The following is an 18,913-nucleotide window of genomic DNA, read 5'->3' on the forward strand; positions in this document are numbered from 1 at the left end:
CGCATACGAGATGTGAGTGAGTCTCGTGGGCTCGGAGATGTGTATAAGAGACAGCGGTACAGCCGTAACAGCCATCATTCAGAGTTCGGCAGCAACGACCATCATGCTCATCGGCTTTGTAAATGCCGGAATCATGAAGCTTGGGCAGGCCATACCTGTCGTGTTTGGTGCCAACATCGGTAGTACCGCGACCGCACAGATCCTTCGTCTTGGAGATCTTGCGGAGACTAATATTCTTCTTAAACTTTTAAAACCGTCATCATTTGCTCCTATCCTTATATGTATAGGTGCATTTATCATACTATTTACAAATAACAACAAGAAACGTGATATTGCAAGTATTCTTGTTGGTCTTGGAATCCTCTTTCTCGGCATGAATACCATGGAGGGTGTATTTGCGCCACTTAAGGAATCAGAGAGCTTCCAGAATCTGTTCACATCGTTTAATAACCCATTACTTGGTATTTTAATAGGACTTGTGCTCACAGCCATCATACAGAGTTCATCTGCATCAGTAGGTATACTCCAGGCCATTTCGTCCACAGGCGTCGTTACATACGGAACAGCCATTCCTATCATTATCGGTCAGAACATCGGTAAGTGTATGACCATTATCCTCGGGGGAATCGGTGCGAACAAGAAGGCAAAGAGAGTTTCTCTCTCATATCTTCTCTTTAACATATTCGGAGCTGTGTTCTTTGTTATTGTCATATACGGACTTCAGCTTTTCATAGACATGCCTTTCATGGACAAGGTCGTAAACCGTGGTAACATTGCAAACGTCCACTTCCTGTTCAACTTTATCATAAGCCTGATACTTCTGCCATTCTCCAATCAGGTGGCAAAACTTACAGGAAAGATCATCAGGGACGACGAGGAGTCCAAGATCGACAAAGAGCTCGCCACACTGGATCCGAGACTTATCGCTACCCCTTCCATCGCTATTTCACAGGCAAGAAATGTCATGTTTGCCATGGCTGACTGCATAAGAGAGAACTTTGCAATAGCATGCAGACTCATCAGTGATTTCAATGAAGAAGATGCCGCCAAACTCGAGGAGAATGAGGATTTCATAGACAAATGTGAGAGCTCACTCAACAACTTCCTCCTCAAGGTAACATCACAGAACAACATGTCCAGATCCGAACGACTTGATGTGTCTGAGCTTCTGAACAGTCTGAGTGATATGGAAAGGATTGGTGACCACTGTGAGAATCTTCTCGTTGTATCGAGAAATATAATAGATCAGAAGATAAACTTCTCAGATCAGGGAATGAATGAAATCCAGACAGCGCTCAAGGCGACTAACAATATTATTGATATGACTCTGAACGCCTTCAAGGAGGACGATCTTCAGGCAATATCAAGAATAGAGCCACTTGCACAGACCATCAGCGAGATAACAGAGCTTATAAAGGATCACCACGTTGTGAGACTTCAGATGGGCGAATGTGGTATCCCTGGAGGATTTGCACTGGTTGACATTCTCACAAGTCTTGACAGGATCGGAAGCCACTGTAAGAACATCGGCCTTCACATTGCCAAGAAGATCAGGGGTATCCATATGGACGAGATGCACGGACACATCTACATCACCGGATACAAGACATCTGAGGAATACAAGGCTCTGTATGCATATTATTCATCCATGTATGCCGATCCGATAACAGAAGGCTTTGATGCCAGCATCCGCGAACTCCGTGAATTAACAACACCTGATGAACCTGATAACAAAGCTAAGGTTTCCGGCGAGGAGCAAAAGAATGAGTCAAAGAACGACCAGAAGTCCGACCAGAAGAAAAAGTCATCAGCAAAAAACAAAGTAGCCGACAGGCACGAAAAGATAAAAGAAAAGATAAACGAGAAATATCCTGAAAAGGGTAAAAAGAACTCCAAGAAAAAGTAAAGGAATATAACAAACTGCTATGCGAAAAAGCTCTGCACAGATAATACACTGTGCAGAGCTTTTTCGTTATATTTATATTGTAGTTTATATGCCTGGTCTTTTAAAACATATCAGTCACGGCTGTAATTGACGATCATATAGCCATCTTCTATCTCTATCCTTGCATCCTCCGATACAACCCGGTTGCTCACTCCAAGGCTGTCTCCTATCTCAAATGTACGATTCTCCACGTTGTATTCAAACCCTGTAAGTGTTACCCCCGTGACGCATCCACCGTACGGTATAAAAGATATATAATCGTATCCCTCTAGCCGGCTTATTCCGGCACTGGAATTTATCATGGTTATTACATTATGGTCATCCTCTATATACGCATTTACGCCTTTATCCGCACATTCCTTGAGTAGCCCTATGTTTGCCATTGTGTGATCAAGTCTTGTTCCTGTGGCCCCCAATATATAAATATCCGTAGCACCTTCCTCCATGGCATGCATGATGGCTACATGAGTATCCGTGAAGTCCTTGTGTGTGTCCAGATCAACAAACTGTATGGAGTGCATCTTTTTAGCCATCTTCCTGTACACGCCCACAGTCACCTTGCTGGCTGAATCGAAGTCACCCACGATCACATCCGGTACTATTCCTATCTTATTGCAGGTCTCTATACCCTTGTCCACAGCTATCACTCTGCTGCTTTCAAGGTGTCTGTCCATGATTTCCTGAAGTGAATACAGATCAACTCTGCCTCCGGATATTATAATATAACTCTTCATATCACTATTTGCCCTTTATTATCTATGCCTCATATTTCTCAAATACTTTGAGAAAGCTGCAGCTGTTCTCATAAGCATCTCCGCCAAATACCGCAGAACCGGCAACTATGACATTTGCACCAGCTTCTATGACGTCACCCACATTCTTCAGATTGACTCCACCATCCACCTCTATATTGAGCTCAAGGCCTCTGTCATCTGCCATTTTTCTGACCTCAGCCACCTTTCTGAGTGCTGAAGGAATAAATGACTGTCCGCCGAATCCCGGATTGACACTCATAACAAGTACCATATCCAGATCGTCTATCACATAGTCAAGCACTGATACAGGAGTTGCCGGATTGAGTGCCACTCCGGCCTTCATTCCAAGCTCATGTATCCTGGCAACGGTTCTGTGCAGATGCTTACAGCTCTCTGCATGTACGGTTACCCAGTCAGCACCTGCCTTCTTGAAATCCTCAAGATATCTGTCCGGCTCCTCTATCATGAGATGCACGTCAAATATCATGTTCGTCTCTTTTCTGAGACACTTTATGACAGGCGCACCAAATGATATGTTCGGAACAAACGCACCGTCCATAACGTCAAGGTGCAGCGCAGGAACTTTCGCTCTGTCAAGCTCCGCAATGCCGTCCGCAATATGTGCAAAATCAACTGACAATAATGAAGGTGAAAGAATTATCATTACCATTTCCTCTTTTCTTTTAAGTCGTTATATATCATTACATAATCTTCGTATCTTATACGGCTTATCTCTCCGTCCGCAACCGCCTGCTTTACCAGACAATCCGGCTCACTGACATGATTGCACATGTTGAATCTGCACTCTCCCGTATATGCCGCAATATCCGGGAAATACTCCTTGAGATCCTCCGCCTCTATGGAATCAACATAGAGCGATGAAAAGCCCGGTGTGTCCATAATATATGTCCTGCCGCCAATGTGCATGAGCTCAGAATGTCTCGTGGTGTGCTTGCCACGCTTTATCTTGTCACTTATAGCGCCTGTCTGGGCCTCCGCCTCTGGCTTGATCGCATTGAGAGTAGACGACTTGCCGACTCCCGATGGCCCCGCAAACACCGTTGTGCGGTCTTTTATGATCTCCCTGAGCCTGTCTATGCCCTCGCCTTCCCTGGCGCTTATAAAGATTGTCTCATACCCGCTCTTGCTGTATGATCTGCAAGCCTCCATATTGTCCGGCGAAAGATCCGTCTTGTTAAAACAAATGATAGTCTCAACACCGCTTTTCTCCATGCTGACAAGGAATCTGTCAAGCAGGTTAAAGTTCGGCTCAGGCTCGCTCACGGCAAATATTATGATCGTCTGATCCACATTTGCCACAGCAGGTCTTATTAAAGAGTTAAATCTAGGCAATATCTCAACGATATTACCTAGATTGTTCTCAGGATCAAGTATCTCTATATTCACATTATCTCCGACAAGGGGCTTGATCTTTTTGTTTCTGAAGATGCCCTTCGCCTTACATTCGTACAAATGTCCATCCTCGGCGTCTATATAATAGAATCCACCGATTCCTTTGATTATCTTTCCTGATATGATCTCTGCCACTACTAATTACTCTCCTGTGTAAATGTAGCGGACAAACCGCCCGTGTTAAAGCTTGATGTGACATCTATTCCCTCTGAATCCGTGATGGTCACAGAGAATGATCCCTGGTTGCTCTCAAGTCCTGTAGGACCCTCAACTCCATCTATATTGATAGGGAAGTCTCCTGCACCAGCCTTGCCGCTGTATACAGAGAATGTCTGTCTGCCTATTGTGTATGAGATGTCAACTGTCACACTTCCAAATGTATCAAAATCAAACTCTATATTCGATATTGAACCGCTGAAAGATACAGAGTATGTAACCTTCTGAGGTCCCTTACTGACAACATATGACACGGTAGTTCCCTCGTCAACCTCAGTGTTGACCTCAGGATCCTGTGATATTACCTGGCCTTCCTTCACATCATCGCTGTACTCATAGCTTGGATTGCCTACCAGGTTGACCTCCTGAAGCTTAGCTGCTGCATCTGCCTCAGACCTACCCTTGAGGTTAGGAACTGCGATCTTCTTAGTCTCCTTACCGTTACTGATGATTATCTTGACTGTTGAGCCCTCCTCAACCTCTGTTCCGGCAACAGGATCTGAGGATATTACATGATCCTTCTCAACATTATCATCGTACGCATAGCCATGTGTTACCTTAAGTCCTGCCTCCTCGAGCAATGTTGTGGCCTGACTGTCCTCATATCCGAGAACATTCGGCACCTTGGTCTTTTCCTTGCCAGATGACACGTAAATAGTTATCTGTGTATCCTTTGTTATGGATGTTCCATCATCTATACTCTGTGATATTACATAGCCCTTCTCAACTGTGGCATCTGTCTTCTCCACAAATGTATAGTTGGTGAAGCCATTCTTCTTCATCTGCTCCTCAGCCGCAGTCTTATACAGACCTACTACATTGACCATAGGTACTGTCTCCTGTGCAGTTGTGTCGTTCGATCCCTCTGTGGTTATGACATCGGTGCTTTCCTCCGTCTTACCCTTACCGCCCAGAATATTCCAGCCGGCTATCTTGCCTATGAGAAGTATGGCAAGTATGGCAAGAACCACCGCGATGGCAATACTTGATACCATGATTATCTTCTTAAGTCTTGGATCAAGCTCCTCTTCTCCATCGTATTCCTGCTCCTGTTCTCCATCATCTGCCACTGACTCGTCCGTATCATCCTCTTCATCGTCGTCATCTGGGAACAGATCGTCGAACTGTGACGGCGGCATAACTGGCACGTTAGCCTTGATCTCTGACGTTCTCGGACTTACAGGTGGAACCTCCGTAGTATCTGCCTTATCGACCTGTCTTCCGGTCTTGATCATCTCCATCTCCTGCTTTGTCATCTCAATGGTAGGGGATGTAGGAACGCTGGTCTTAGGCACTACTATACAATCTATATTAGGATTCTCTTTTACTCTGTTGAGATCAGCTATAAGCGCATTTGCTGTGAGATATCGTCTCTCCGGCTTCTTCTGTGTACACTTTCTTATGATCTTCTCAAGGCTTGTAGGTATATCCGGGTAATACTCCCTAGGTGATACCATCTCGCCCTGAATGTGCATCAGCGCTATAGCCACATTGTTCTCGCCTTCAAATGGAACATGTCCTGTGAGCATCTCATACATGGTGATACCGAGTGAATAAATATCACTTCTCTCATCTGAGAATCCGCCCCTTGCCTGCTCCGGTGATATGTAGTGAACACTGCCCATCGCATTTGTCGTGGTCGTGCTTGACGATGCGGCTCTTGCGATTCCGAAATCAGTAACCTTCAGCGTGCCGTTGTTCGACATGATGATGTTCTGAGGCTTTATATCTCTGTGTATCGTGTGATGCTCATGGGCTGCCTGAAGTCCCTGGGCTATCTGTATGGCAAAATCAATCGCCTGCATAGGCTCTATTCTACCGTGGGCCTGTATATATTCCTTGAGGGTGGTTCCCTCCACAAGCTCCATTACTATATAATATATTCCGTTGTCCTCACCGACATCGTATACATTCACAATATTAGGATGTGACAGCCCCGCCGCAGACTGGGCCTCTATCCTGAACTTTGTAACAAAATTAACGTCTGAGCTGAACTCAGGCTTAAGCACCTTTATGGCAACATATCTGTTTAACACATGACATTTTGCCTTATATACCTCTGACATACCGCCAGATCCAACCAATTCTATGATCTCATAACGACCGCTGAGCATCGTTCCCGGATTTAACATACCAATTTATTCCTCCCAATCTATCGCAGCTACAACGGCAGATATATTGTCCTTGCCGCCGTAGTAATTCGCTCTCTCCACCAGCTTCTCACCGACTGTCTTAAGATCATCCGACTCTGATACAATGTCCCGAATCTCGTCGTCCTCTATCATGTTCGACAAACCATCAGAACATAGAAGGATCTTATCATCCGCTGAAAGTTCTACTTCAAAGAAATCCGGAACCACATCATCACCTATTCCAAGTGCTCGGGTTATAATGTTCTTCTCTGGATGATTCCGTCCCTTATTCCTGTCGAGCTGACCATTCCTTATCAGCTCCTCAACCAATGAGTGATCAAGTGTGACCTGTCTTATCTCATTGTTAACTATATATAATCTGCTGTCACCTATATTCGCGACATACATGATTCCATCATCGATCACTGCAGCTACAAATGTCGTTCCCATACCTGCGTAATCCTCCGGATTGCTGAGCGCAAGCTTATACACCTTGTCATTGGCATATATTATCGCCCTCTTGAGCAGCGATACAGGATTGCTTATCTCGCTTTCACTTATATATTCAACTGCGGCTTCAATCGCCGTTCTGGATGCAACGTCCCCGGCCTTATGACCGCCCATGCCATCCGCAACTATGTACAGATTGCTGATAGCCCCTATTGGCTCATCTGTATAAAATATGCTGTCCTGATTCATGGAACGCTTTTTTCCAACATCTGTTATTCCAAATGATTTCATATATTCTCTCCATCAGCCTAAAATATTATCTGATACGCCACCTTGCCTATTTTAGCACAACACATAAAAAAGAACAAGACGAACTATTTATCCGTCTTGTTCTCCTCCTCATATTTACGGCGGAGCTGTCCGCACGCTGCGTCTATGTCACGCCCCATGCTTCTTCGCACCGTAGCTGTTATCTGGTTTCTTTCCAGAATATTTTTGAAATTCTCAATGGCGCTGTTATCCGCCCTCTCGTAATCCCTCTCCTTGATCGGATTTACGGGAATGAGGTTCACATGGCAGTTTCTTCCCCTTATGAGACGCGCCAGCTCGCATGCCTTCTCAGGGCTGTCATTCTGCCCTTTTACAAGAGAATACTCAAATGTTATCCTCCTGCCCGTCCTGTCAAAGTAATAATCACAGGCGTCCAGAACCTCTGCAATGCTGTATCTGTTGGCTATCGGCATGAGTGCCCTTCTGTCCTCGTCATTTGGCGCGTGAAGCGACAATGCAAATGTAATGGAAAGCCCCATATCCGCAAGCCTCTTTATCTCAGGCACTAAACCGCAGCTCGACACTGTGACATTTCTCTGGCTTATGTTCAGTCCATTCTCGTCCGTCAGCATCTCTATGAACCTGACAAGATTGTCAAAGTTATCCAGCGGCTCTCCTGTTCCCATCACGACCACATTTGACACACGCTCACCTGTTATCTTCTGGATGCTGTATATCTGTGACAGCATCTCAGACGCTGTGAGATTCCTCACCAGCCCGCCTATGGTCGATGCACAGAACCTGCAGCCCATACGGCAGCCCACCTGGGATGATATGCACACGGAATTGCCATGCTTGTACTTCATGAGCACGCTCTCTATGACATTCCCATCATGGAGTCTGAACAGGAATTTATTTGTGCCGTCATCCTCTGAAATGAGTCTGGTGACAACGCTCACACCATATATTCCATATTCATCCATCTTCTCTCTGAGGCTTTTCGGCAGATTGGTCATCTCCTCCGTTCCGTCCGCAAGCTTCACATGAAACCACTGATATATCTGCTTCGCCCTGAATGCCGGCTGACCGGCACCGATGACCCAGTTCCTGAGTTCTTCCATATTCATTGATTTCAGATCCGGCTGTCTAATATCCTTATCTTCTCTATCCTTTACTTCCATACTCTGTCCAATCTTTTATACATGTTCTATCTATTTTGTACGCACGAACTTCGATATGAAAAATCCATCACACTCATCTACTCCCTGTAACAGAGTTACATATCCTTTATCGCCGCCGTGCCCCGGTACGATCTCATCTATACTCACAGTCTCAAAATCATGATTTTCCACAAACCACTTAACATTGTTCTGATTCTCCCTGCTGTCTATAGTACATGTCGAATACACCAGTGTTCCACCCGTTTTCACATATCTGGATACAGTGTCAAGAATATCCCTTTGAAGCTGTGCCAGCTCGTCTATGCTGTCACCTGTCACATTGTACTTGATATCGTTCTTCCTGCCCATTATGCCAAGTCCCGAACACGGAAGGTCTGCTATTACCACATCAGCCTTTCCGACAAGGTTCTCATCAAGTTCTCTCGCATCCCATGCCTCGACAGTGACATTTGTCAGTCCAAGTCTGTCCACGTTCTCCTCTATGAGCTCCGTCTTGTTCTCGGTGAGATCCCTTGAGATCACCCTTCCTGTCTGTCCCACAAGACTTGCGGCATACATGGTTTTGCCGCCCGGTGCTGCACACACATCCACCACCAGATCTCCATTCTGTATACCTGCTGCCCTTACAGCCAGACACGAACTCTGATCCTGTACAACAAATTCTCCATCCATGAATCCTGGGATCCTTCTGACATAATCATATCCCTTTATAAGAAGTGATGTGTCATTCAGGTTTCCTCGCACTGTCTCTATTCCAGCGGCCTCCAGCTTCCTCTCGACTTCATCAACGCTTATCCTGTCTGTATTCACCCTTATGGATGTCGGACGCATTTCGTAGCTGCTTCCGAGTATCCTGTCCACCGTTTCGCTGTCATAGTCCTGCAGCAGTATCTCCACAAGCTCCACAGGAACTGAATATTCAACCGAATAGTATTCCAAAGGTGATGTGTTCTTATCAGGGTATTTTATACCATCCCTGCTTCTTGCGATATTTCTGAGCACTCCGTTGACAAAGCCTCTGAGGCTTCCAAATCCATGATCCACCGCCAGCTTCACCGACAGGTTGCAGGCAGCCGAATCCGGAACAGAGTCCATAAAGAACAGCTCGTAAGTTCCCATCCTGAGGACGCATCTTATGAGCGGCTTGCACTTGTTCACCTTTGTTTTGGAGAACTGGTTTATTATGTAGTCCAGCTTTATCCTCTGCTCTGTGACTCCCTCGACCATTCTCGTGATGTACGCCCTGTCCTGTTTGCTCATGAACTGGTTGGCCCGGAGTGCCGTTCCAAGTGCTATATTTGAAAATGTATGATTTTTCTCTATGTCCAGTAATGTGGTCAGAACCACCTCTCGAGTCTTTGTATCCATTCTACCTCTGTCCATTCTTCATCAGATATATTTGATCAGATGTGCTCTCCGGCTGTGAGTTTATTGCCCGCAAGGAACGCCGCCGCATCCATAGGCTTCTTGCCCTCAGGCTGCAATCTTGTTATCTGGAGTGCATCCTGTCCACACGCTATGGCAAATGTCTTCTTGGTCACCATGGTTATCTCACCCGGTGCAATGCCATCCTCACGACTCACTACCTTTGCCCCATATATCTTGACATTCTTGCCGCCTATCCTTGTGTATGCACAAGGCCATGGCTGAAGGCCTCTCACAAGTCTCTCTATCTTCTCTGCCGGCTCACTGAAATCTATATCTCCCATACCCTTGTTCAACATGGAAGCGTAACAGCTCAGGCTGTCATCCTGAGGTGTCCGGACCGCAGTTCCATTCTCAAGCTTTTCAAGGGTTGACAGTATAAGCTGCGCACCGCTTGCCGCAAGCTTGTCCGTCAATGTCTCTCCAGTGTCATCGTCACCGATAGACACAATCGAATGTTCTATCATATCTCCGGTATCAAGTCCCTTTGCCATGTACATGGTGGTGACTCCGGTCTCCTTCTCGCCGTCAATGATCGCCCACTCGATAGGCGCCGCACCGCGGTACTTCGGGAGCAGCGATGCATGGATATTGACACATCTGTACTTCGGAATATTGAGTATGCTCTCAGGAAGTATCTGGCCATATGCTGCCACAACTATCACATCAGGTGCATACTCTCTGATGATGTCCACGTTCTCCTGCTCACGGAGCTTCACCGGCTGATATACCGGAATATCATATTCCATTGCCTGTACCTTCACCGGTGTCGGTTGAAGCTTTTTGCTCCTTCCCTTTGCCTTGTCCGGCTGCGTAAAGCATGCCACAACGTCATGTCCCGCTTCCACTATGGATACAAGTGCGTGCACGGCAAAATCAGGGGTTCCCATATATATAACTCTCATCTGCATGTCCTCCTTGTTATAGGTTAAGTATCTCTTAATTCTGCTCTACCTCGTGAAGGCCATCCTCGACAAGATCCTTGTAGAGCTTTCCGTCAAGATGATCAAGCTCGTGGCAGATAGCTCTCGCCAGAAGTCCCTCTCCCTCGACTGTAAACTCCTCCATATTCTCGTCAAATGCCTTGCATATTACATGCATAGGTCTTGTAACTGTTCCAAATTTTCCAGGAAGGCTGAGGCATCCCTCCTCACCTGTCTGCTCTCCGTCTGATTCTGTTATCACAGGATTTATAAGACAGAGTGGATTGTCATCGCCGACATCGATAACAACTATCCTCTTGAGGATTCCAACCTGAGGTGCGGCAAGTCCAACTCCATTTGCCTCATACATGGTATCAAACATGTCATCTATGAGTGTAAGTGTTCTGTCATCCATCTTCTCAACCGGTCTGCACACCTTTCTGAGTATGTCATCTCCGTCATATCTTATATTTCTTATCGCCATGTCCACAAATCTCCTTTTCACTAATACATATTTACCGGATTCAGGTCAAAGAATACACTCACATCGTTCTCTCCGTTCTCCTTAAGCCATTCCTCGACATAATCCTTGACATCCACCAGCATCCTGTAATCCCGGTGTTTTATATACAACACCCGCCTGTACACATCCTTTATCTTTGATATGGCCGGTTCCGAAGGACCGATCACAGACAGATGTCCTGCATTTATATATTTTCCCCTTATAAGAGAATACATCCTATCCATTATATTGGCAAGCTGTTCTTCGTCCATGCCCGTGCCCATTATGACCATCATATTCCACTCCGGCGGATACCTCATGAGTGATCTGTACGCCTCCTCGATATCGTAGAATGCCCTGTAATCCTGGGACGCTGCCGCAGTTATGACGTAGTTGTCCGGCTTGTAGGTCTGTATCACAACCTTTCCGGGCACATCACCTCTTCCGGCTCTTCCCGCAGCCTGGGTCAGCAGGTCAAATGTCCTCTCACCGGCTCTGTAGTCTCCGCTGAACAGTGTGAGATCCGCCAGCAGCACACCCACAAGTGTCACTCTGGAAAAGTCATGTCCCTTGACTATCATCTGGGTTCCTATGAGTATGTCCGCATCGCCTCTTCCGAAGCTCTCAAGTATCTGCTCATGAGAATTCTTCTTCGAGGTCGTATCCCTGTCCATCCTTAAGGTTCTGGCCTCCGGGAACAACCTGTGTACCTCCTGCTCGACCTTCTCGGTTCCGACTCCATAGCCTCCTATGAGCTTTGAACCGCACGCCGGACATTTGTCCGGCTCCGGCATTCTGAATCCGCAGTAGTGGCACACAAGCACGCCCTTCTGTGTATTATTTCCAGAGTGCAGTGCCATGGACACGTCACAGTGCGGGCATTTCACTGCCTCTCCGCAGCTCCTGCAGGATACAAAGCTGTTATATCCCCGCTTGTTGATGAACAGCATGATCTGTTCCCGCTTGCTGAGCCTGTCCGCTATATCATTTGCAAGCTCGTCGCTTATTATGGATCTGTTGCCCCGGTGGAGTTCATCCCTGAGATCTACTATGCTTGTCTCTGCCATGGCTCTGCCCTCAACACGGCTGTCCATGGTCCACAGCCTGTACTCACCCGCCAGTGCACGCTTGTAGCTCTCCACAGAAGGAGTTGCGGAACCGAGTATGACACTCGCCCCCTCAAGCCTTGCACGTTCTATGGCAGTCTCCCTTGCGTGATATTTTGGCGGGCTGTCACTCTTATAGCTGCTCTCATGCTCCTCATCTATTATTATAAGTCCCAGCTTCTCAAATGGGGTAAACAGCGCAGACCTCGGGCCTATCACCACATCCACATCGCCCTTCCTTGCGCGCTCAAACTGATCATACTTCTCCCCGCTGCTGAGCTTTGAGTTGACCATGGTCACACGGTCACCAAAGTATCTGGAGAAATATGTCAGTGTCTGATACGTGAGTGCTATCTCAGGTATCAGCACGATCGCCTGTCTGCCCGCGCGGACGACTTCACGGATACACCTCACATACACCTCAGTCTTGCCGCTTCCCGTCACGCCATGAAGAAGATATGTCCTGTGTATACCCTGATCTGCATCACTTACGAAATCATCGACTATCCTCTGCTGGTCACTGTTAAGCTCTATATCAGGAGCCTCAAATGCCTGCTGCCTCACCGCGTCAGACACCACATCCCGGTATCTGCTGTCCTCAACGATACGAACGACACCTTCGTCCTCCATGGCCTTAACCGCCTGATATGACACATTCAAAGTCCCGGTGGCCTCCGTCATTGTGAGCTCATGTCTCACCATAAGCTCGCGGAGGAGCCTGAGCTTTGCCCTGGCATTCTTCTTCATATATCTGTATTCCCATGTGTCCACATCCTCGCATGAAAGGACAATATATCTGACCACCACGGACTTAACCGTTTTTTTCACCGGCATCACCGTCTGGATGGCATTTATCATGGTGGAGCCGTAGTTCTCCTTTATCCACGCCGCAAGGGCAAGGAGCCTTCCCGGAGCTGCCACGCCGTCCTCGCACAGAGAATCTATAGACTTTATCCTGCTCTCATCATATTCCGTGGAATCCGATATCCCTATGACATAGCCTTTTCTCAGATTATTTCCCTTGCCAAATGGAATGTTGACCTGACTTCCTATCTGTATCCTGCCGGCAATATCGTCAGGAATAGCATATTGAAATGTTCTGTCTATCGCCTCATGGGATATATCAATTATCACATCTGCGTACAATCCCCGCATTTTTCTCCTCCAATATCTGCCGTATCATTTCTCTCTCGTCCATTTGTGTCCTGCGTCCCTCTATATCCTGATATGTCTCATGGCCTTTGCCGGCCAGAAGGACTATATCATCCCTGTCCGAAATCTCCAGAGCGTATCTTATAGCATCCAGACGGCTGCATATCTTTACATATTCTCCTCCGCCCTCGAGAACCCCGGTCTCAATATCCGTCATTATCGCCTCCGGGGATTCAAACCTCGGGTTATCACTTGTTATGACCGTCATATCCGCCAGCCTGCCCGACACAAATCCCATGCCTTTTCTGCGCCCGGCTGATCTGTTGCCGCCGCATCCGAACAGACATATAAGCCTCTTCGGCCTGTACTGTCTGAGGGTGGTCAGTACATTTTCCAGGCTCACGGCATTGTGGGCATAATCGATGAATATCCTTGCGTATCCCGGAATCTCCACCGGCTCGAGTCTGCCCCTCACCTTCATATCCGACTGCGAATCCTGCATTACCTCCATCGGTATCCCGATGATCCCGCAAGTGGTTACCGCAGCAAGAGAATTGTACACATTGAACTCTCCCGGTATGCCAACAGTCATGTAAGTGCTCTCCCCGTCCGTTCTCTCACACTCATAGCCTATCCCCATAACTCTATGGAGAATGAGCCTGTGTATTGCTCCCGCCATACACACATTACCATCCCCGGCTGCAGTGTGATTCCTCACACCATAATATACCACTTCAGCCCCTGCATTCACAGCCTCGGCAGCAATACACCCAGAATACATGTCATCTGCATTTATCACCGCAGTCTTACACTTTGAGAACAGGCTTCTCTTCCATCTCCCATACTCGGCAAATGTGCGGTGTTCATTCCGCCCAATGTGATCCGGAGCAAGATTTGTATATACGCATATATCAAATTCTACCCCCGACACACGGCTGTGCATAAGCCCCTGTGACGATACCTCCATGACGCAGTATTCCGCACCATTTGCCACCATGTCTGCAAGCTTGCGATGGAGATATATCGTTCCCGGAGTGGTGTTCACAGATGGTATCTTCCGAATACAGTCATCGATCTCTATGGTTCCCACAAGACCGGTTCTACGCCCCCATCTGTCCAGCATAGACTTTATCATACATGCGACCGTGGTCTTTCCCTTTGTCCCGGTCACACCTATAACCTTCATACTTCGTGACGGAAAATTCCAGAAATTATTACATATCATTCCTATACCGTGGCGATAGTCATACAGTCTCACGATCAGTACACCATCGGTATCCCCCCAGCGTCCGGCTGACCGCTCCGCAGGTATGCCGATATCATCTGTCATGACTATACACGCTGCGCCCCTTGCCACGGCATCATCTATATAGCGATGTCCATCTGTTCTCGCACCTCTCCGGCACACAAAAAGAGTTCCCTGTGTGACATCTCTGGAATCATCTGCCAGATCCGTAATCTGACAGTCAATGTCCCCTGCCAGGATCTCATAGACCGTGCCTTTTAGAACATCTGACGCCCTCATGATACACCTCCCGTCGACATATTCCTGTTTATTTAGAATATGCCACATCCGGCACAGTTGTGTATCAGAAAAATAGGAGGCTGTGCTAAAAGCTCCAACCTCCATTCTTCTCACTTACCGCTATATATTCCGGTCTGTTAATCCTCGTCTGCTCCGACGATCTTTACCTTTCCATGGTAAACTTCATCTACAGCGATGGATAATGGCTTCTTCTTTGGGTCTGCTGCCACCATAGGCTCCTGACCATCAATGATCTCTCTTGCTCTCTTTGCTGTTGCAAGAACGATTGAATATCTGCTGTTTACTACAGGCTGCTCACCTGGCTCAACCTCTGCATTTACTACTGACATTAAGTCTGTGTATGATGGATGTAACATGATATTATATCCCCTTTCTTATATGATTATTGAAATATTCTTCTAAACTGCTGTCCACTGTTATCCAGTCTAATTTATCAGAGTTTCTTTATCTCTGCAAGCTCTTCTTTTATTCCGGCTATATATCCAAGCTGATTATCTCTTCTGCAGCCATAGCTTCTGATGACTGAATCCACGGTGTGTATACACTCGTCCAGATCATCGTTGACTATGATGTAGTCGTACTTGTCCATGTCCTCAGCTTCCTCTGTGGCCTTTCGGAGTCTCTTGATTATGGTCTCCTCCGACTCTGTTCCTCTTCCTGCCAGTCTGCTCTTAAGCTCGCTTATGCTTGGAGCTGATATAAATATGAGAAGCGCATCAGGGAACTGCTTCTTGACATTGAGTGCGCCCATGACCTCTATCTCGAGTATGACGTCCTTGCCATCAGCAAGCTTCTCCTCAACATACTTCTTTGGAGTTCCATAATAATTCTCTACATACTGTGTCCACTCGATAAATCCGCCGTAGTCAATGAGATTCTCAAAATCCTTGCGATCCATGAAATAATACTCTCTTCCATCGACCTCACCCTCTCTCGGTGATCTTGTCGTCGCCGACACTGAAAGGTTATATCCAAAATCCGACACAAGTCTCTTGACAACTGTGCCCTTTCCAACTCCTGAAAAACCGGATATGACTATGAGCGATCCACGCTTTGTATTCTTATCTGCCATCATCATTACCTCTAAAAATTATGTACTCTATTCCAGATTCTGTATCTGCTCTCTGACCTTCTCTATGTCAGTCTTGAGCTGTATCGCCTTGTCTGACACATCAAGTGAATTGGCCTTTGAAAGTATCGTGTTCGCCTCTCTGTTCATCTCCTGTGCGATGAAGTCCAGCTTCCTGCCGACGCTTCCGCCATCCTCCAGAATCTTCTTCGTGCTGCTGATATGGCTCTTAAGCCTTACAGTCTCCTCGTCCACACATATCTTGTCCGCATATATAACGACCTCTGTGGCGATCCTGTTCTCATCTATAACAGGATTGTCAAGAACCTCTGTGATCTTGTCCGTGAGCTTGCGTCTATACTCCTCCACAAGTTCAGGTGATATCTCCTCTATATAATCAACGGCAGCTCTCATTCCGTCAAGCTTGTCGATCATGTCCTTCTTAAGGTTCTCTCCCTCTGTTATCCTCGACTGCACGAACATCTTCGCAGCCTCGTCAAGGGATGTCTCTATTATCTTCCACAGCTCATCCTGGTCGACCGCCTGCTCCTCAACCGTGAACACGTCAGGGAAGCCTCCAAGCTGTGCAGGTGTTATGCTGTTCTCAATTCCAAAATCCTTGGACATCTCCTCGAAATATCCCATGTACTTCTCGGCAACGTCCTTGTTGTACTTCAGCTTGACATTGTCATCCGAGAAATCCTCGTATGTGATGAACACGTCAACCTTTCCTCTCTCAATATATTTTTTGAGATATGTTCTTATGTTTGTCTCAAAGAAGCTTATCTTCTTCGGGAGCTTTATATTGATGTCGCAGAATCTGTGATTGACTGACTTCATCTCTACAACTATCTTGTATGCATCAGTCACCCTCTCGCTGCGGCCAAATCCTGTCATGCTTTTTACCATATCTGTCTCCTAATATTCCCAGGTTATATGTTGTTTTCAATTACCTGATAACAGATAATATATTATACTTCACACCTGTTTAAAAATCAAATTATTTATTGTACTTCCTCTATTCCCGCAATTCTCGGCTCTGCAATCATCGAGTAATTCGTATGATATATTACAAATCCAGGCTTTGCCCCCGCAGGCTTTTTGATATTTCTGCGCTCGGTATAGTCTATCTCCACCTTCGGTGCCGTCCTTCCAGACGAATAATACGCTGCAAGTCTTGCCGCCTCCTCATATGTAGAATCAGGAAGTTCTCCCGCACCCTCAAGTCTCACGATGACATGGGAACCCGGCATCTTCTTAGCATGGAACCACATATCCCCACCATTTGCGAATTTAAATGTGAGCTCATCGTTCTGGATATTATTCTTGCCCACATACATATGAAATCCATCGCTGGATATGTAGTGCAGCGGTTTTGACTTTGCCTTTTTCCTGTCGCCCTTGCGTCCGTAATGTCCCTTTACATATCCGCAGGCTACGAGCTCCTCCTTGACCTGTGCCAGTGAATTCTCATCTATCGCCATATCAAGGAACGTCTGCACCGACTGAAGATGCTCCAGCTCACTCTTCGTCTCGACAGTGAGCTGTGTAAGTGCCTCATAAGTCCTCTTGAGCTTGTTGTATCTCGCAAAATATCTCTTGGAGTTGTCCATAACAGATATGGTCTTGTCAAGCGGGATCTTTATCATCTCGTTAGTATAGTAGTTGAGAGCCTCAAAACTGTCCGCTCCCTGTTCTATATTGTAACCATATGTGTTGATCAGTTCTCCGTACACACGGTACTTTTCCCTGGATTCAGTGTCCTTTAACTGAGCGAGCTGCAGGTCGTACTTCTTGCTCGTTCTCTCAATGGCATTCGAGACGATCTTTCTGAGATCCGATGACTTCTGTCTTATCCTTGTGACCGCACTCTTTCTGTAGAAATACTCATCAAGCACCTTTGAAATGTCATCCCTTGATTCTATGGTCTTGTCGCTGTACATCGACAGATGCACCGACGAGAACTCCACTGGAGTGTAACCGTCCAGTATGATCTCAGGAGTATAGTTCCCGTTCCTTATATCAGATACTATCCCGGCAAATTCATCATAAAGCCTTGCGACATCCGCCTCGCTCATGCTGTCCACAGGCATGTTGCCGTCAAGTCCTGCCCTGTAGGTTATCTCACTCGCCACAACCGGTGAAAATCCGGTTATGTTCTGGTATATCGCCTTTATGATATTCGTAGGGCTCGAGCTCACACGCTCTATGAAGTCCCCGCGCTCTATCTCAAGCGGGGATACCTTTCCTCCCGCCGGAGGATACTCATAAGTCCTGCCCGGAAGAACCTCCCTCACTGAGCTCACCATATGGGATATATGCTTTATGCTGTCGATGATGACATTCTCATCCGTGGCAAATATGATATTGCTGTGCTTACCCATGATCTCTATGATGAGTTTCTTTCTCTTTAGATCTCCAAGCTCGTCCAGATGCTCGATGACCATGACAACTATTCTCTCAAAGCCCGGCTGATACACATCAACTATCCTTCCGTTGTTGATATGCTTCCTGAGGAGCATACAGAAATTCGGCGCTGTCATAGGATTCTCCTTGGCGGACTGCTGAAAGTATATAAGCGGGAGGCTTGCATCCGCAGACATGAGCAACCTGTAATTCTCCCTGTTATTCTTTATTACTATGTTGAGCTCGTCCTTCTCCGGCTGATATATCTTATATATCCTTCCGTCGATGAGTTTCTCCTTCATGTCTCTTACCACATTGGATATCACTATTCCGTCAAACGCCATATCTGTCTCTCCTATATCCCTGAAAAAAGGCAGAAAATGCAAATTCATTCTCTGCCTCTTCCATATCTACTACCACAT

The 18,913-nt window shown here is 46.6% G+C and carries 16 protein-coding genes; 1 reads left to right on the plus strand and 15 read right to left on the minus strand.

What is annotated here, in order from left to right; translation table 11 throughout:
* Positions 1-103: 103 nt before the first annotated feature.
* Positions 104-1,906 (plus strand): Na/Pi cotransporter family protein, encoded by a 1,803-nt coding sequence (locus AB5150_RS05505; protein WP_368291492.1) that lies wholly within the window; start codon positions 104-106, stop codon positions 1,904-1,906.
* Between the two features lie 110 nt (positions 1,907-2,016).
* Here AB5150_RS05505 and AB5150_RS05510 read toward each other — a convergent pair whose 3' ends face one another.
* The 15 genes from AB5150_RS05510 to AB5150_RS05580 form a co-directional block, all read right to left on the minus strand.
* The gene (locus AB5150_RS05510) at positions 2,017-2,679 is read right to left on the minus strand and encodes a thiamine diphosphokinase (protein ID WP_349822883.1); all 663 of its coding nucleotides are present in this window, start codon (positions 2,677-2,679) and stop codon (positions 2,017-2,019) included.
* A 22-nt stretch (positions 2,680-2,701) separates the two neighbouring features.
* Entirely contained in the window at positions 2,702-3,364 is a 663-nt protein-coding gene (gene rpe / locus AB5150_RS05515) for a ribulose-phosphate 3-epimerase (protein WP_117549067.1), read from the minus strand.
* Complete coding sequence (gene rsgA / locus AB5150_RS05520) at positions 3,364-4,236, minus strand: ribosome small subunit-dependent GTPase A (protein WP_117549456.1); 873 nt, start codon at positions 4,234-4,236, stop codon at positions 3,364-3,366. Before rsgA ends, rpe begins: the two co-directional genes overlap by 1 nt.
* Positions 4,237-4,250: 14 nt before the next feature.
* Complete coding sequence (gene pknB, locus AB5150_RS05525) at positions 4,251-6,461, minus strand: Stk1 family PASTA domain-containing Ser/Thr kinase (protein WP_055144698.1); 2,211 nt, start codon at positions 6,459-6,461, stop codon at positions 4,251-4,253.
* A gap of 6 nt (positions 6,462-6,467) precedes the next feature.
* Complete coding sequence (locus tag AB5150_RS05530) at positions 6,468-7,202, minus strand: Stp1/IreP family PP2C-type Ser/Thr phosphatase (protein ID WP_015534819.1); 735 nt, start codon at positions 7,200-7,202, stop codon at positions 6,468-6,470.
* Positions 7,203-7,285: 83 nt separating this feature from the next.
* A complete protein-coding gene (gene rlmN / locus AB5150_RS05535; RefSeq protein WP_055144700.1) occupies positions 7,286-8,362 on the minus strand; it encodes a 23S rRNA (adenine(2503)-C(2))-methyltransferase RlmN in 1,077 nt (358 codons plus the stop codon).
* Positions 8,363-8,392: 30 nt separating this feature from the next.
* Positions 8,393-9,730 carry a 16S rRNA (cytosine(967)-C(5))-methyltransferase RsmB gene (gene rsmB / locus AB5150_RS05540; protein ID WP_368291460.1) on the minus strand — a complete coding sequence of 446 codons (1,338 nt, stop codon included), beginning with the start codon at positions 9,728-9,730 and terminating at the stop codon, positions 8,393-8,395.
* A gap of 35 nt (positions 9,731-9,765) precedes the next feature.
* Positions 9,766-10,692: a methionyl-tRNA formyltransferase gene (gene fmt / locus AB5150_RS05545; RefSeq protein WP_368291462.1), complete on the minus strand. Its 927-nt coding sequence runs from the start codon at positions 10,690-10,692 to the stop codon at positions 9,766-9,768.
* Positions 10,693-10,726: 34 nt separating this feature from the next.
* On the minus strand, positions 10,727-11,194 hold the full coding sequence (def, locus tag AB5150_RS05550) for a peptide deformylase (RefSeq protein WP_015534815.1): 468 nt from the start codon (positions 11,192-11,194) through the stop codon (positions 10,727-10,729).
* A 20-nt stretch (positions 11,195-11,214) separates the two neighbouring features.
* Positions 11,215-13,473, minus strand: a complete 2,259-nt coding sequence (gene priA, locus AB5150_RS05555; protein WP_349818303.1) for a primosomal protein N' — start codon at positions 13,471-13,473, stop codon at positions 11,215-11,217.
* Positions 13,442-14,995 (minus strand): UDP-N-acetylmuramoyl-L-alanyl-D-glutamate--2,6-diaminopimelate ligase, encoded by a 1,554-nt coding sequence (locus AB5150_RS05560; protein WP_070097445.1) that lies wholly within the window; start codon positions 14,993-14,995, stop codon positions 13,442-13,444. The genes priA and AB5150_RS05560 overlap by 32 nt, the downstream gene beginning before the upstream one ends.
* A gap of 137 nt (positions 14,996-15,132) precedes the next feature.
* The gene (gene rpoZ, locus AB5150_RS05565) at positions 15,133-15,372 is read right to left on the minus strand and encodes a DNA-directed RNA polymerase subunit omega (RefSeq protein ID WP_015534811.1); all 240 of its coding nucleotides are present in this window, start codon (positions 15,370-15,372) and stop codon (positions 15,133-15,135) included.
* Between the two features lie 77 nt (positions 15,373-15,449).
* Positions 15,450-16,088, minus strand: a complete 639-nt coding sequence (gene gmk / locus AB5150_RS05570) for a guanylate kinase (RefSeq protein WP_015534810.1) — start codon at positions 16,086-16,088, stop codon at positions 15,450-15,452.
* A gap of 27 nt (positions 16,089-16,115) precedes the next feature.
* Positions 16,116-16,994 carry a YicC/YloC family endoribonuclease gene (locus AB5150_RS05575; protein WP_022216788.1) on the minus strand — a complete coding sequence of 293 codons (879 nt, stop codon included), beginning with the start codon at positions 16,992-16,994 and terminating at the stop codon, positions 16,116-16,118.
* Between the two features lie 95 nt (positions 16,995-17,089).
* A complete protein-coding gene (locus AB5150_RS05580) occupies positions 17,090-18,835 on the minus strand; it encodes an NFACT family protein (RefSeq protein WP_117549458.1) in 1,746 nt (581 codons plus the stop codon).
* Between the last annotated feature and the right edge of the window lie 78 nt (positions 18,836-18,913).

The sequence above is a fragment of the Coprococcus sp. RTP21281st1_F1_RTP21281_210402 genome, from assembly GCF_040915325.1.
Taxonomy (GTDB): Bacteria; Bacillota; Clostridia; order Lachnospirales; family Lachnospiraceae; genus Coprococcus; species Coprococcus aceti.